Annotated in this window: 13 protein-coding genes; 5 read left to right on the top strand and 8 right to left on the bottom strand. The window is 71.7% G+C overall.

All coding sequences use genetic code 11. From position 1 onward, the window contains the following. Positions 1-199 precede the first annotated feature (199 nt). Both AC069T_RS20300 and AC069T_RS20295 read right to left on the bottom strand, forming a co-directional pair. On the bottom strand, positions 200-1822 hold the full coding sequence (locus AC069T_RS20300; RefSeq protein WP_478784065.1) for an amidohydrolase: 1623 nt from the start codon (positions 1820-1822) through the stop codon (positions 200-202). Positions 1823-1889: 67 nt separating this feature from the next. Next, positions 1890-2330, bottom strand: coding sequence for an Lrp/AsnC family transcriptional regulator (locus tag AC069T_RS20295; RefSeq protein ID WP_476755309.1), 441 nt, complete (start codon positions 2328-2330; stop codon positions 1890-1892). Positions 2331-2594: 264 nt separating this feature from the next. On the opposite strand from AC069T_RS20295, the gene AC069T_RS20290 reads away from it, so the two are divergent. Together AC069T_RS20290 and AC069T_RS20285 are read left to right on the top strand one after the other, a co-directional pair. After that, entirely contained in the window at positions 2595-3032 is a 438-nt protein-coding gene (locus AC069T_RS20290; RefSeq protein ID WP_476755308.1) for a hypothetical protein, read from the top strand. Positions 3033-3215: 183 nt separating this feature from the next. Beyond that, positions 3216-3485, top strand: coding sequence for a hypothetical protein (locus tag AC069T_RS20285; protein ID WP_388790033.1), 270 nt, complete (start codon positions 3216-3218; stop codon positions 3483-3485). Here the strand turns inward: AC069T_RS20285 and AC069T_RS20280 are convergent. Beyond that, positions 3448-4620 (bottom strand): acyl-CoA dehydrogenase family protein, encoded by a 1173-nt coding sequence (locus AC069T_RS20280; RefSeq protein ID WP_478784064.1) that lies wholly within the window; start codon positions 4618-4620, stop codon positions 3448-3450. The genes AC069T_RS20285 and AC069T_RS20280 overlap by 38 nt on opposite strands. 378 nt (positions 4621-4998) lie before the next feature. Here AC069T_RS20280 and AC069T_RS20275 point away from each other — a divergent pair, with 378 nt between their 5' ends. Further along, positions 4999-6258 carry a glycoside hydrolase family 18 protein gene (locus AC069T_RS20275; protein WP_478784063.1) on the top strand — a complete coding sequence of 420 codons (1260 nt, stop codon included), beginning with the start codon at positions 4999-5001 and terminating at the stop codon, positions 6256-6258. 51 nt (positions 6259-6309) lie between these two features. Here the strand turns inward: AC069T_RS20275 and AC069T_RS20270 are convergent, their stop codons facing one another. The 5 genes from AC069T_RS20270 to AC069T_RS20250 all read right to left on the bottom strand — a co-directional run bounded on the left by AC069T_RS20270 (position 6310) and on the right by AC069T_RS20250 (position 11915). Then, positions 6310-7005 (bottom strand): TetR/AcrR family transcriptional regulator, encoded by a 696-nt coding sequence (locus AC069T_RS20270; protein WP_478784062.1) that lies wholly within the window; start codon positions 7003-7005, stop codon positions 6310-6312. A 166-nt stretch (positions 7006-7171) separates the two neighbouring features. After that, entirely contained in the window at positions 7172-7318 is a 147-nt protein-coding gene (locus AC069T_RS20265; protein ID WP_358852656.1) for an SCO1431 family membrane protein, read from the bottom strand. Positions 7319-7775: 457 nt separating this feature from the next. Further along, complete coding sequence (locus tag AC069T_RS20260) at positions 7776-9128, bottom strand: peptidase C39 family protein (protein WP_478784061.1); 1353 nt, start codon at positions 9126-9128, stop codon at positions 7776-7778. Positions 9129-9361: 233 nt separating this feature from the next. Beyond that, positions 9362-10903: an amino acid permease gene (locus AC069T_RS20255; protein WP_478784060.1), complete on the bottom strand. Its 1542-nt coding sequence runs from the start codon at positions 10901-10903 to the stop codon at positions 9362-9364. A 55-nt stretch (positions 10904-10958) separates the two neighbouring features. Beyond that, complete coding sequence (locus AC069T_RS20250; RefSeq protein WP_478784059.1) at positions 10959-11915, bottom strand: hypothetical protein; 957 nt, start codon at positions 11913-11915, stop codon at positions 10959-10961. Between the two features lie 275 nt (positions 11916-12190). Here AC069T_RS20250 and AC069T_RS20245 point away from each other — a divergent pair, with 275 nt between their 5' ends. Continuing rightward, positions 12191-12844, top strand: a complete 654-nt coding sequence (locus AC069T_RS20245; RefSeq protein WP_478784058.1) for a uridine kinase family protein — start codon at positions 12191-12193, stop codon at positions 12842-12844. 435 nt (positions 12845-13279) lie between these two features. Then, on the top strand, positions 13280-15142 hold the full coding sequence (locus tag AC069T_RS20240; RefSeq protein ID WP_478784057.1) for an AAA family ATPase: 1863 nt from the start codon (positions 13280-13282) through the stop codon (positions 15140-15142). Positions 15143-15238: the final 96 nt, after the last annotated feature.

Here is a 15238-nt window from a genome sequence, read left to right as displayed (position 1 = left end):
CGGCGCTGCGGCGACTGAGTGAAGTTCCCCGGCCGGACGTCCGGTGGTGGACCCGGCCGAACCTACCGGCCCTTCACTGTCGACTGTCAACACCCCTCTGACCTGCGACTATTCGACCAACGGCCTGATCAGTGCCCAGGATGCGCAGGTCGCGCCGCGCGGCGGCCCGCACCGGCCGGGGCCGCGCCGTCCCGGGACATCACTCGTCCGGCCGTACGAATACCGTCCGGCCGCCGACGACCGTGCGCAGGCAGACCGGGAGGTCCGCGCCGGGGGTCAGGTCGGGCAGCCCGGGCGTGCCGGAGCGGGGGTCGGTGGACCAGCGCGCGACGCGGTCGTCGGGGGCCTGGACGACCAGGTCCTCGGTGCGCCACACGGCGTAGTCCGCGGGAGCCCCGGGGACCAGAACACCCGCGTCGTCCCGTCCGACGGCCCGCCAGCCGCCGCGCGTGTGCGCCGTGAACGCGGCGCGTACCGAGATCCGGTGCGCGGGGGTCCGGTGGAAGGCGGCGGCACGGACGGTGCCCCACGGGTCGAGGGGGGTCACCGGGCTGTCGGAGCCGAAGGCGAGCGGGACGCCGGCCCGCAGCAGGGCCGCGTACGGATTGAGCGTGCGGGCTCGTTCGGCACCGAGGCGCTGGGCGTACATGCCGTCCTCGCCGCCCCACAGCGCGTCGAAGGCCGGCTGCACCGAGGCGGTGAGCCCGAGTTCGGCGAAGGCGGCGATGGTGTGCGGGGTGAGCATCTCGGCGTGTTCGACGCGGTGGCGGGCGGCGCGCACGCGGGTGAGGCCGACCTTCTCGGCGGCGGCGCGCACCCCGTCGGCGACGGCGGTCACGGCAGCGTCCCCGATGGCGTGGAAACCGGCCTGGAGGCCCGCCTCGGTGCACGCGATCACGTGGGCGGCGACGGCGTCGGCATCGAGGTAGGCCGTGCCGGTGTGCCCGGCGTCGGCGTACGGCCGGTGCAGACAGGCGGTGTGCGAGCCGAGCGCCCCGTCGACGAAGAGGTCGCCGGCGGCGCCGACCGCGCCCAGGGCACGCGCCCGGGCGATGCCCTCCTCGCCCGCCTCGGCCCAGTAGCCCACGACGCGGGGGCCGGCCTCCGCGCCGGCGAGGCGCAGCAGCCCGGCGAGGTCTTCCTCGGAGGAGATGTCGGGTCCCGCGCACTCGTGCACGGAGCCGATGCCGAGGGAGGCGGCGTGGGCGAGTGCGGCGCGCTGCGCCTCGGTGCGCTGGGCGGCGGTCACGGCAGCGAACGCGGCGGCGCGCACGGCGTGATGGGCGTCGCGGGTGAGCGGGCCGTCCGCGTGCCCGGCGCGTCCGGTGATGCCCGGCACGAGGTCGAGGAGGGCGGTGGAGACGACGGCGGAGTGGACGTCGATGCGGGAGAGGTAGAGCGGGCGTCCGCCGGTCGCCTCGTCGAGTTCGGCGCGGGCCGGGGGCCGTCCGTCGGGCCAGCGGGCCGCGTCCCAGCCGTGGCCGAGCAGGACCCGGTCGGCGGGGCGGGCGGCGGCGAACTCCCGGACGAGGGCGAGGGCCGCGTCCAGGGAGGGGGCGCCGGACAGATCGAGGCCGGTGAGGGCGAGCCCGGTGGCGGTGGTGTGGACGTGTGCGTCGGTGAACGCGGGTGTCACGAGGGCACCTTGGAGGTCCACGACCTCGTCGACCCCGCTCGCGAAGGCGTCGGCCGCGCCCTCGGAGCCGACCCAGGCGATCTGCCCGCGTTCGACGACCATGGCGGTGGCGAAGGGATCGGCGGGGCTGTGGACTTCGCCACCGCGCAGCAGCACGGTGTCCGTCGGGGCGGTGCTCTCACTCATGAGGGACAGTCTCGCTGCTTCGGGCAGCCAGTTCGCGCGCGGGGGCCGGGGAAAGGATCGGGCGCCGTCAGATCCGGGGCGGCCGGGCCTCGTACGGCGTCGAGAGCACCACCGTGGTGCGGGTCGAGACGCCCGCGAGGGAGCGCACGCGGGCGAGCAGCTCCTCCAGTTCGTGCGGGGTCGGGACGCGCACCTTGAGGATGTAGTTCTCGTCGCCGGCGACGCTGTGGCAGGCCTCGATCTCGGGGACGCCCGCCAGCCGTTCCGCGATGTCGTCCGGGGCGCTCGGGTCGAACGGTTTCACCGAGATGAAGGCGGTGATGGGCAGCCCGACGGCTTCGGGGTCGACGACGGCTGCGTAGCCGCGGATGACACCGCGCTGCTCCAGCCGGCGCACCCTCTGGTGCACGGCCGACGTGGACAGGCCCGTGGCCTTGCCCAGGTCGGTGTAGCTCATCCGCCCGTCCTCGACGAGCAGCTGCACGATCCGTCGATCCAGGTCCTCCATGGCGCTGAACCTACAGGGCCCTTGATCCCGGCGGATACCTCAGCGGCCCAGGTCATACCCGGTTCGTGATGTGACCGGTGCGGCCGGTGCGCCGCCCGGGGAGGAACCCGCCGGGCCGGGCATCCGTGAAGGGCGTGTGACGAACACCACAGATCCGCGGCAGGGTCCGTGATGTTCTCGTGATTACCTCGCAGGCCTGGCGGGAAGTGCTTGCTGTGGTCGAGGTCGCAGCGCCTTGTCGGCCCACCCGAGGGGGAGAAACCCATGCAGAGTCTCAAGCGCCCTGGACGTACCACGCCCAAGAGGCAGCAGCCGGTCCTGGAACCCGAGCCGGAGGGCGTCGAACCTGACGTCCTGGACGGCGAGGAGTTCGACGCGTACGACACCTTCGAGATGTACCGGGTGATCTGCCCGGACTGCGCACAGCCCATCGCACTCCTGGCGGACGAGGAGACCTTGCCGGAGCACGCGCTGTGCGCCTCTCCGTGGAATCCCTTCGGGCTCACGGCCTGTGCTGGTACGGGCCGGGCGGCGGCCGACGCGCGGCCCGCCGACGAGTCGACGGAGCCTCAGGAGCAGGACACCGCACTGCTGCTGACGCTCCCCCAGGGACTCGACTGGCGCAAGCAGCCGTTCTCGCACGTCGGCGGACCGGGCTCGCGCCCCATGAGGGTCCCCGGCATGCGGCGTCACGCCGCCTGAGCCGGTTCTCGTAGCCGTCCTGCACCATGGCCCGCGGGTCGGGCCGTGGTGCGGGATCGGCGCGTCCGGTGCCCGGTGCCGCCCGAGGCGGCGCCCGCCGACACCCCCGTACGGGTTCAGCGCGAACTCAAGCCCGAATCCCCGCGCCGGTTACCTGTGCGCCCGTGCGCGCGTTGCCCTGGTATGACCCCTACCTTCCCGGCCACCGGGCGTCGGCGCCGCATCTACGTCCCGCCCCCGGCAGCACCGGTTCCCCCGGGGCCTTCCCAGTACCAGGACCCGCCCATCTACCGTGCGCTGATCCGGACCTGGGCCGACCGCGGCCGTACGCTTCCGGGGCAGCACGACCCGGAGTGGGCGCGGCTGGCGGCGCCCCCGGCCGGCCTGAGCCAGTTCGGTACGGGCCGGGATCCGTTCAGCGTGACTCCGGACCCGCGAGGTGACGGGCGATGACCATGCGCTGGATCTGATTGGTGCCCTCGACGATCTGGAGCACCTTGGCCTCGCGCATGTAGCGCTCGGCCGGGAAGTCGGCGGTGTAGCCGTACCCGCCGAGGACCTGCACGGCGTCCGTGGTGACCTTCATCGCGGTGTCCGTGCAGAGCAGTTTGGCCATGGCCGCCTGCTTGGCGAATGGCCGCCCGGCGTCGCGCAGGCGGGCGGCGGCCAGGTAGAGCGCCCGGCCCGCCTCGATCTGGGTCGCCATGTCGGCGAGCATGAAGCGCAGCCCCTGGAAGTCCGAGACCGGCCGCCCGAACTGCTGTCGCCCGGTGGCGTACGCGACGGCCTCGTCCAGTGCCGCCTGGGCCACGCCGACGGCGCAGGCCGCGATGCCGAGCCGGCCGGAGTCGAGCGCGGAGAGGGCGATCGCGAAGCCCTGCCCCTCGTCGCCGATGCGCCGGTCGTCGCCGACCCGGACGCCGTCGAAGTGGACCTGGGCGGTGGGCGAGCCCTTCATGCCCATCTTCTTCTCGGGCAGCGCGGCACTCAGCCCCTCGGCGTCGCCGGGCACGAGGAACGCGGAGATGCCACGGGCGCCCTCGCCGCCGGTGCGCGCCAGCACGGTGTAGAAGTCGGCGATCCCGCCGTGCGTGATCCAGGCCTTGGTGCCCGTGATCACCCAGTCGTCGCCCTCCCGGACGGCCTTGGTCCGCAGGGACGCGGCGTCGGACCCGGAGGAGGGTTCGGAGAGGCAGTAGGCGCCGAGGAGACCGCCGCCGAGCATGGCGGGCAGGTGCTCGGTCCGCTGCTCCTTGGTGCCGTAGTTCGCGAGCGCGTGGCAGGCGAGGGAGTGGACGCTGACGCCGAGGCCGACGGTGAGGCGGGCCGCGGCGAGCTCTTCGAGGACCTGGAGGTAGACCTCGTACGGCTGGTCACCCCCGCCGTGCTCGGCGTCGTAGGGCAGTCCGAGCAGGCCCGATTCCGAGAGCAGTCCGAACACGTCGCGCGGGAACCGCCCGGTGTCCTCCTCCTCGGCCGCCCTGGGCGCGATCTCACGCTGCGCGATGTCGCGGACGAGCGAGATCAGATCGCGGGCCTCGTCCGTGGGCAGTTGCCGGTCCACCGGCTGCGGGGCGCGGTCGGGCATGTCGACGCTCTCCTCCCTGTCGGGCACAGCGGCGGACGCACGCCTGGGATGGGGCGGATCCACCGGTCTCACAGTGCCCAGCCGATGCTGCCCGTCCGGGTCGCGGAAGGTGCTGATCAGCGGCTGTGGCGCTGTGAGTATGCCCGATCGGAGGCACCGAGTCACCAGTTAACGACCGCTTACTAAAAGAAAGGGAAATTGGTCCGAACCATTGACGCACTGGTCTAGTCCTCCTACTGTTCCCGCAACGCCTCACCGCGTTCATGCCAAACGGTACGAGGAGGTCGGCGACCGGACGTCCCCGCGGGCGGCGCAGGCCCGCCCGCAGGTCCGGCAGCACGGCCCCCACACGTTCCCCTCCCCCCACGAGGAGCAACGATGTTCAGACCGCACCGCACCCGCGCCCGCTTCCGGGCGCTCCTGTCCGCCGCGTGTTGCGCCGCCCTCGGCGCCGGACTGCTCGCCGGCGCGGGCGCCGCGGCCGCCGGCGAGTCCGGTACCGCCACGACCGCCGGGGAGACCACGGCCGCGGCGGCCGGCTCCAAGGTCGTCGGCTACTTCACCGAATGGGGCGTGTACGACCGGAACTACCACGTCAAGAACGTCGAGACGTCCGGCTCGGCCGCCAAGCTGACCCACATCAACTACGCGTTCGGCAACGTCACCGGCGGCAAGTGCGCCATGGGTGACGCGTACGCGGCGACGGACAAGGCGTACACCGCCGCCCAGTCCGTCGACGGCGTCGCCGACACCTGGGACCAGCCGCTGCGCGGCAACTTCAACCAGCTGCGCAAGCTCAAGAAGCTGCACCCGAATCTCAAGGTCCTGTGGTCCTTCGGCGGCTGGACCTGGTCGGGCGGCTTCACGGAGGCCGCCAAGAACCCCGCCGCCTTCGCGCAGTCCTGCTACGACCTGGTCGAGAACTCCAAGTGGGCCGACGTCTTCGACGGCATCGACATCGACTGGGAGTACCCCAACGCCTGCGGCCTCAGCTGCGACACCAGCGGCAGGGCGGCCTACAAGAACCTGATGGCGGCGCTGCGCGCGAAGTTCGGCAGCGGCAGTCTCCTCACCTCGGCGATCCCGGCCGACGCCACCAGCGGCGGCAAGATCGACGCGGCCGACTACGCGGGCGCCGCCCAGTACGTCGACTGGTACAACCCGATGACGTACGACTTCTTCGGCGCCTGGGACGCGACCGGCCCCACGGCTCCGCACTCCCCGCTCACCTCCTACACGGGGATCCCCAAGGCGGGCTATCACACCTCCGCGACGATCGCGAAGCTCAAGGGCCTCGGTGTCCCGGCCGCCAAGCTGCTGCTCGGCATCGGCTTCTACGGACGCGGCTGGACCGGAGTCACCCAGTCGGCTCCCGGCGGCTCGGCCACCGGCCCGGCGGCGGGAACGTACGAGCAGGGCATCGACGACTACAAGGTGCTCAAGGCGAAGTGCCCGGCGACCGGCACGGTCGGCGGCACGGCGTACGCGAAGTGCGGCAGCAACTGGTGGAGTTACGACACCCCGTCGACCATCGCCGGGAAGATGAACTACAAGAACGCGCAGGGTCTCGGAGGCACCTTCTTCTGGGAGCTGAGCGGAGACACCTCGAACGGTGAACTGATCAAGGCGATCAACTGACCGATCGGGCACAGAACTCGGGGCGGGGGTCCGGCGGCTCCCGCCCCTTGGTCAGCCGTCCCGGCGGGCGGCGGCGGGTGCCACGTACGAGGGGTCGAGTTCCTCGACGGCCCGCAACGCCCCGCCCAGCATCTTCACCAGCAGTTCGCGCATGGTGTCGCGGGTCAGGTCCTGCCGGTCGATCCAGTCCAGGGTGGCCCCCTCGACGCTGCACAGCCAGGCGAGCAGCGCCGCCCGGGGCAGCGGCCGGATCCGCTGCCGGCCTCCACCGCCCCCGGCCCGGTCCGTGCGCGCGGGGCCCCAGGCTCCCTCGGCGATCGTCGTGATGATCGCCTCGCGGACGCCGTCCCGGATGGCCTGCACCTCGGCGTCGAAACCGACCCCGCCGCTGATGATCGTGCGGTACGCGGCCTGGTGGTGCTCGGCGAAGCGGAGGTAACCGTCGACGGTGCGGTGCACGCGCTGCTCGGGAGGCAGGCCGAGGCCGCCGGCCGCGCGTGCCGTCAGGTCGGCCACCGCGTCCTCGACGATGGCCAGGTAGTAGCCGCGCTTGGACTGGAAGTAGTAGTAGATCAGCCCTTTGGCCACCTGCGCCTGCTTGGCGATGTCGTCCATCGACAGCGCGTCGTAGGACCGGTCGGCGAACAACTTCCGGCCGACGGCGATGAGTTCGGCGCGGCGTGCCACCGAGCGGTCGGTGCCGCGCGTGCGTGGGCGGTCGAGGCCGCGCTGTCGGCTGCTGTTCAATGTCGGCCCTGGTCTCCAACTGCCGGCGGGACATCGGCAGTATGGCAGACCCCCGTCACCTGCCCGTTCGACTCGGATCGACAACTCCGTCGCCCTGCGCGGGCGTTGGGCCGAGGGGCTGCACGACAGGCGCGGACCGGCTCGGCTCACCGCCGGCCGGCTCGGGTCACAGCAGGCCGAGCTGGGCGACCAGCATGGCCAGGACCACGACGAGGGTCCAGCCGAGGGCGTGCTCGAGGATCTTCGGCCCGTCTTCCCCGGGGCCGCCGGTGCGGGCGCGGACGGGGGCCGTGGTGGCGGAGGTTGCGGTCATGGCTTCTCGCTCACGTAGTGCTGCAGCGGATCCCCGCCCCGCCGGCTCCCCGCCGACCCGACCACCTTGCCACCGGACCGGCCCCTCGCGGTAGAGAGCTTGGTCACGCGAACACCCCCGCGAGGTTCGAAAGGCCCGGGATTCCACCACGGAGCGCGGGTCTGTGCGTCTCCTCACACGACCATGGCCTGCCCGTCCGGGCAGCCGGCACGGTGGTGGCCGCCGTCGAGCGGGCGGCCCCCCTCGCGGGGCGAAGGGGGCCCCTGGGGCTCTAGGGCATGTCGTTTGGATCATGCCGGCGTCGCCGGGTCTGGCACGCACATCTGCGGCGTTGTCGTCGGTCGCCGACGCTCCGCGTCGACTCCCTCCTCCGCCTTGCAGCTGCACGCGCCAGACCCCGCTCGGGCCGGTCAGGACGAACCGTCGGTCACAGCCAGCCTGATCCAAACGACAGGCCCTAGCGGACGCCCACCGCCGCCAGCGCCTTGCGCTGACGCGCGGAGGGGTGCGCCGGGAAGTACAGGTAGCAGACGCCGCCGGTGCCGGAGACGACCTTCCCGGACGCGTTGTAGCGCTTCGTACGGAGCCAGATGTTCTCGAACTCCCTCCGGTCATAGACGCGGCGCACCGCGTCGTCGCTCGGCGAGGCGGGGTCATGGGCGATCACGTCGCCGTCGGCGGTGAAGCCGATGACCGTCATCAGATGGCCCGAGGTCCCGTACCCCGCGCCGGTCAGCTCCGTCTTGAGGAACGACTGGGACGTTATGGCCGGGATACCGGCGGCGATCAGCGTCTCCAGGTCGGTGAGCGAGCCGAGGCGGGTCACCACACCCTGGAGGTCCTTGTACGTCGCCGCGTAGGCGGCGTTGAAGGGCCAGTTGCCGCAGCCGTCGTACTGGTAGTCGAACGTGAAGCGGGCCGCGTGGCACACCTGCGGGTCCGCGTAGGACGGGTCCACCCAGGCGAGCTGCTCCGCCGTGGGCCTGCGTCCCCAGTACTCGATGATCATCTGCGAGGACGTGGGGCTGCACCAGGCCTCGCCGCCGTTGTCGTACTGCGGGTACTGGCCCGCGTGGATCTCCTGCGAGTACCGCGGCACCCGCAGTTCCCGGGCGAGGCCGGGCGTGGAGGCCGGGACGGTGAAGCGGTCGGGGACGTCGGAGCCCATCGCGCCGGCCCGCCAGACGGTGGGCGTGTGCTGCGTGCCCGGGGTCCGGTACAGCGTCAGCCGCAGCCGGCAGGAGACCAGGCGCAGGCCGGAGGCGGTGTCGTCGACGGCGAACGTGTCCGTCCAGATGCTGCTTTTGCCGTCGCCCTGGCCGTCGACCGAGGTCCGCCTGATGTCCTGGTCGCCGGCGGCCCAGCGGCCCATCACGTACCAGGGGGTGTCCGTGCCGTCGGAGTACGTCCCCGTCAGCTCGACCTGGAGCCAGGTGCCGGCCGGAGTGTGCGCGTTCCAGGACGCGATGACCTCGGTGGCCGGGACGGTGAGCCGGTGGACCGGGGAGGTCCAGGTCGCGTACTCCCAGGCGGCGGTCTTCTGGGTGTGCGGGTCGGTGTAGTCGGTGGTGCCGGCCGGGGTGGCGATCACCAGCCCCGGACGGGCGCCGGCGACCGCGCGGGTGCCCCGGGCGGCGCCCGAGCGCCAGTCGGGGTACGAGGTCCAGGCGTGGAGGTCCACGAGGCTGTTCGGGGCTTTCGCTGAGCGCGTCGGAGTGGCGGCGGCCGCCGGTCCCGCCGCCCCGGCGGCCGCCGCTGCGACGGCTGCGGCGAGGACGGTTCTGCGGGACGGTTCGGAAGCTCTGGTCATGGGTGAGTGACCCCCAGTTGTCCGGAAGGGGCGGTTCAACAGCACGGCTGTGGCCCAACTATGGATGCCGGAGGCCGGCTTCTGCCAGCACTTCGGGCCTCGCCGCGCCAACCAATATTGGTCGGGACCACTGGCACGAGCTGCGCGTCCCCGAGCCGCCGGCCTGGGCGTGCCGGACGCGCCGGGGCCCCGGCGCACAGGAGTGGCGTGCGCCGGGGCCCCGGACGGGTGGGTCAGATGAGGTCCATGGCGGCGACCTCGTCGGGGCGGCCGTAGCTGACCGGCCCCTGGAAGCGGCGGCGCGCGGTGGCGAACCACCACACCGTGGCGACCACCAGCACCACGGCCAGCGCGATCGAGGCGTAGTTGAAGGTGTCGACGGTGATCGGGGAGGCCTGGGGCAGCATGAACAGCACGCTGCTGAGCAGGATCCAGACCACGGCGAGGATGCCGACGGGCCTGCTCCAGCGGCCGAGGTTCCAGGGGCCGGGCCGGAACTCGTCGCCGAGCCGCAGCCGCAGGAAGATGGGCACGGCGTAGGCGAGGTACAGCCCCACCACGTTGACACTGACGATCGCGGTGAACGCGGTGTGGGACCACCAGCCGGGCAGCACCAGGGCGAGCGAGCAGCCGACCGCCAGCCAGACGGCCTTCACGGGGGTACGGGTGCGCGGCGAGACCGAGTGCCACCAGCGCGAGCCCGGCATCGCGCCGTCCCGGGAGAAGGCGAAGATCTGCCGGGTGTTGCTGGTCAGATTGGCCAGACCGCAGAAGAGCATGGCGCCGATCACGATCAGCAGGATCACCTTCGCGGTACCCGCGCCGAGGCCGTCCAGGAGGATCTGCACGGGCGGCGCCGAGGAGCCGGCGACCCGGTCGTAATCCTGGACGCTGTACACGAGCGCGAGCATGAGGACGAGTCCGGTGATCGCCGAATAGCCGATCGCCCGCATGATCCCCTTCGGCGCGTTGACGGTGGCCCGGACCGTTTCCTCGGACATGTGGAAGCTGCCGTCGAAGCCGGTGAAGGTCCAACTGGTGACCAGCAGACCGAGCATGCCCCCGTAAAGCCCGTTGGTGAAACCGGTGTTGTTCGCGAAATGAGTGACGAAAGACGCCGACTGATGATCGTCGGGCATCACGACGAGTGTGCTCACGATTACCACCAGTCCGATCAGCAGCCACCACACCGAGATGCGGTTGAGCAGCGCGACGACCTGGACCGTGTACGTGTTGGCCAGCCCCTGGAGCACGATGATCAGCGCCGTGATCAGGACCGTCTGGTGGGCGGTCGGCTCGTACGAGGACCACTGCAGCGCGATGAAGGCCTGGATGAAGGTGGCGGCCGCGTATCCGGTGGCGGCCGTTCCGCCGACCTGGCCGACGAAGTTCAGCCAGCCCGTGTACCAGGACCAGGCGCCTTTGTGCCGTTTGGCGAGTTTACCCGCGGAGAAATAGAGGGCGCCGCTCGTGGGATAGGCGGAGGCGACCTCGGCCATGGCGGCGCCGATGAAGAGCACCATGACGGACACCCCGATCCAGCCGAATACGAGAATGCGCGGCCCGCCCGCGTTCATTCCGAATCCGAAAGCCGAGAAGATACCCGAGATGATGTTGATGATGGTGAACGAGATCGCGAAATTGTCGAACGCCTTGAATCGACGCGTGAGCTTTCTCGGATAACCCATCGCATGCAGCGTCGCGTCGTCGTCGAGCTCCGCGGGGACCTCACGGCCGCGTGGTCTCGTGCGAGGGGCCGTTATCCGTTCTGACACAACCGGACCTTTCCTGGGGGAAGAGAGATCTGCCGGGTGGACGGGGAAGGGCGGGTCAGGCGGCTCCGGGCACGGGCAGCCCACAGGACCGCCGGGCGCGGGACAGCTGCTCCTCGGGGTCGCCGAACACGCACCAGGGCATCCGTGACGCGTACGGGCCCATGGCCGTGAAGACGGCGCGGGCCTCGAACTCGCGCTGCGCCATGAAGAGCGCGTGCGCCAGGTACGCCAGGTCGATCACCGGCGTGAACTGGTAGCCCGTCACGTGCGGAAGCCAGTTCTGGTAGATGCCGAGCGCCGTGGACCGCCACTGGGGCTGCTCCCAGACCCGGTCGGCCAGCAGCTGGGAGGGGTCGTAGCTCTCGACCAGGGCGACCAGCGGCAGCAGTCGCAGCGGGGAGGAGGCGGGCGCCCGCTGGCTCAGGAAGGCCGCGACGTCCCAGGCCGCGTTCACCGAGCCGCCGTGGCGGGTGAAGAAGAACGCCAGGAAGCGGTGGTGGCCCTCACGGTTCCAGGGGTCGAGCCGCAGGATGTGCGAGAAGAGCTGCCAGGGGCCGGGCGGCGCGGTCAGCAGGCCCTGCGGGGCCGGTTCGCGGATCTCGTGCAGCCGGGCCATGGTCAGCTTCGCCACCGCAGGCGTCGGGTCGTACGGTGCCATCGCGGAGGCCCGGTCGCAGGCGGTCACGGCGATGCGCTCCAGTGCCTCGGCCCGCTCGTCCCGGGCGTCGGCGGCGCGCAGTGCCCGCAGGACGGCGACCCGCGCCCACAGCAGGGCGGCTTCCGGGGTCGGCTCCTCGGCCAGCCAGCGCTCCGCGAGATCGGAGTCGGCGGCCTCCGACGCCAGCACCAGAGAGCGATGGGCGCGCAGTCCGAAGTCCCGGCGCGACTCGGCCAGTGCCTCGTGCGCACTCAGATAGCGTCCTGCCCGCACGTCCGTGCACACACTCGCGAGCCTGCGGTCGTCGGCCGCCGGGTGCCACACGTACTGCCCCTCGAATAACCCCGTGGTCATGTTCCCCTGTCCGTCCCCGTACTACATCACAGCGGTGCGCCTGTGCCGCCCGTGCTGAATTTCGGTCAGGGCCCGGCCGGGCCCCGCACGGACAGCAAACCGAACACTACTCAGCATCACGCAGGACAGGAACGCCACTTCCGAAAAGGCAGGTTGTACCGGTCCTGTCGCGAAGGCCCGCGCGAATGGACGGACGCCGATTCGTTCAATTCGACACCATCCGCCTTCCTCCGGATTCAACCGGTATCGACGGCTGTAGAATGTGCAACTGGAATATGCCATTCCCTCGATCCGCCCTGGGAACCGCCATCGACGACCTCGCGTCCCGCATCCGCCTGCTGCCGCCCTCCTGCGGTCCCGTGCGCCTGCTCGGCGTCGACGGACACGCGGGCTCCGGGAAGACGACCTTCGCCCGGTGGCTTGCGGCGGCGCTCGGCGACGCACCCGTCCTGCACCTCGACGACATCGCCACCCACGAGGCGCTCTTCGCCTGGACCGGCCGGCTGGATCGCGAGGTGATCGGCCCCCTGAGCCGCGGCGAGACGGCGCACTACCGCCCCTACGACTGGCACGCGCGGCACTTCGGACCCGCCCGGACGCTCCCGCCCGCGCCCGTCGTCCTGCTGGAGGGGGTCGGCGCCGGGCGCCGGGCGCTGCGCTCCCGTCTGGCGGGGCTGCTGTGGATGGAGTTGCCTCGCGAGGAGGCCTGGGCCCGTGGGCGAGTACGGGACGGGGAGGCGCAGGAGGCGTTCTGGGACGGATGGGTCCAGGCGGAACGCCGGCACTTCACCGAGGACCCCGCACGGCCGTTCGCGGATCTCCTGGTACGGCAGTGCCCGCAGGGATACGAGGTGCTCCCCGGGCCTGCCGGGACGGACGGACCCGCCCGGATTCTCACTCACGGTGACGGACCGTCCGCTGTGTGCTGAACTTGTGAAGACCCTTACGGGCGAACCCGTCCGAGTGCCCCAACTCGGCTTGACCCAGGGGCCGTACAGGTCTTACGTTCTGAATGTGCGGCCCTTCGAGGTCGCCCTCAGACGCGAAGCCCCCGGTTGTTCCCCCGTGATCGGGGGCTTCGTTCTGCCCCCGGACCGGGTTTCCGCACACCAAAATCCCTTGTTTGCTCACCCTGGGTCACCGAGAGCGAGTGCGCCCCATCGCTCCCGCCTCGTAGAACGGGGCGTGCGGCACCCTACGGCCCACCACTCCCCCGCAGGTACGATGCCTTTCGGTGCGACCATCGGACGGCTGCTCTGCGCACCGAGTCAACTCCCGTCCGCGGCACAGCGGTTCGACGAAGGCTGTCGGCGGGCACCGGCCCGTCGGCACACCCATCGGGGGCACGGTTTGTGGGGGACGTGATGGACTTCGGCACGCAGGGCCCACCGGCCCCGGCCGACCTCGCCTGGCTGCGAGGCGTCGACGCCTACACGATGGGCGCCTATCCGCAGGCGGAGGAGGAGTTCCGCGCCGCGGTCCGGATCGATCCCGGGATGGCCGACGGCTGGCTCGGGCTGCACGCGCTGCGGGTGGACACGACCACCGCGCTGCTGCGCATGTTCCGCCACCGGGACCGCTTCGGCGAACAGCGCTCCCGTCACCGGCGCACCCTCAACTCCTGGTACTGGCTGGGCTGGTGGGTGCAGCCGGTGCTGGAGAGCCCGCGCGATCTGCTGCTGGCGCACGCCTCGCACTGGCTCGACGGCCGCCATGTCCCCGAGCTGGACCGGGCGCTGGCGAGCCTGCCTCCCGTCGACGCCGACCCGCAGGTGCGCTTCCTGCACGCCTGCCGCGCCTATCTGGTCAAGGACTGGGAGCAGTTGGTCCGGCACACGGACCCGCTGATCGACGACCCCATGCTGGGCATCGAGGCGGGCCTGTTCGGCGGGATGGCCCGGGTCCGGCTCGAGATGTACGGGCACGCGGAGCCGCTCCTGTCGTCCGCGCTGATGCGCTGCCGCAGCGAGCAGCCGCAGCGCAAGGAACTGCGTTACTGGCTGGCCCGGGCGCACGAGGGCACCGGGCGTTCCGCCGCGGCCCTGCCGCTGTACCGGGCGGTGCACCGGGTGGACCCCGCCTTCATGGACACCGCGGCACGGCTGGCGGCGATCTCCGAGGGCGACGGGTACGACGACGCGGCCGACTTCGCGGCGGTCACCCTCTCCGGTGCCGGACAGGACGTGCTGGAGGGGCCGGACGGTGTGGACCCCCTCTTCGGTCCGGAGGGAAGGGAGTTGAAGCTCTCGGAGCCGGATCCGCCGCCCTCGGGGGTGCTGCCTCCCGAGCGGGACGCGGTGCGGGAGAAGGCCGTGATCCCGGTGCAGCCGCCGCCGACCGGGCCGACCGATCCGGCACTCCTGGAGGAGGCGCTCGCCGAGCTCGAGGGAATGGTCGGCCTCGAACCGGTCAAGCGCCAGGTGAAGGCGCTGTCCGCGCAGCTGAACATGGCCCGGCTCAGGGCCGGCCAGGGCTTACCCGTGCAGCCGCCCAAGCGCCACTTCGTCTTCTCCGGCCCGTCGGGCACCGGCAAGACCACGGTGGCCCGCATCCTGGGCCGGGTCTTCTACGCCCTCGGACTGCTCGGCGGCGACCACCTGGTGGAGGCCCAGCGCGCCGACCTGGTGGGCGAGTACCTCGGCCAGACGGCCGTCAAGGCCAACGAACTGATCGACTCGGCGATCGGCGGCGTCCTGTTCGTGGACGAGGCGTACTCGCTCTCCAACTCGGGCTACGGCAAGGGCGACGCGTACGGCGACGAGGCCCTTCAGGTGCTGCTGAAGCGTGCCGAGGACAACCGCGACCACCTCGTCGTCATCCTCGCGGGCTACCCGGAGGGCATGGACCGCCTGCTCGCCGCCAACCCGGGCCTGTCCTCGCGCTTCACGACCCGCGTCGACTTCCCTTCGTACCGACCCCTCGAACTGACCGCCATCGGTGAGGTGCTGGCCGCCGACAACGGCGACGTCTGGGACGAGGAGGCGCTGGACGAACTGCGCTCCATCAGCGGGCACGTGGTCGACCAGGGCTGGATCGACGAGCTGGGCAACGGGCGGTTCCTGCGCACGCTGTACGAGAAGAGCTGCGCGTACCGCGATCTGCGGCTCACGGGGTATCCCGGGAGTCTGTCGCGCGACGACCTGTCGACCCTGCGGCTGCCGGATCTGATGCAGGCGTACGGGGAGGTGCTGTCCGGCCGGGGGCCGCAGGATCCTTCAGCCCTGTGACGCCCCGGGGGCCCGGCTTCCCGCTCGCGTGTCTTCGGCCCCTGCGCCCCTCTCGTCCTGAGTCGGACGCGCTGGGCGCGTCCCCGGCCGGGCAGC

This window comes from Streptomyces sp. NPDC043867, from assembly GCF_056435845.1.
The sequence above is the reverse complement of the archived record's forward strand: the minus strand, read 5'-3'. Positions and strand labels throughout refer to the sequence as shown.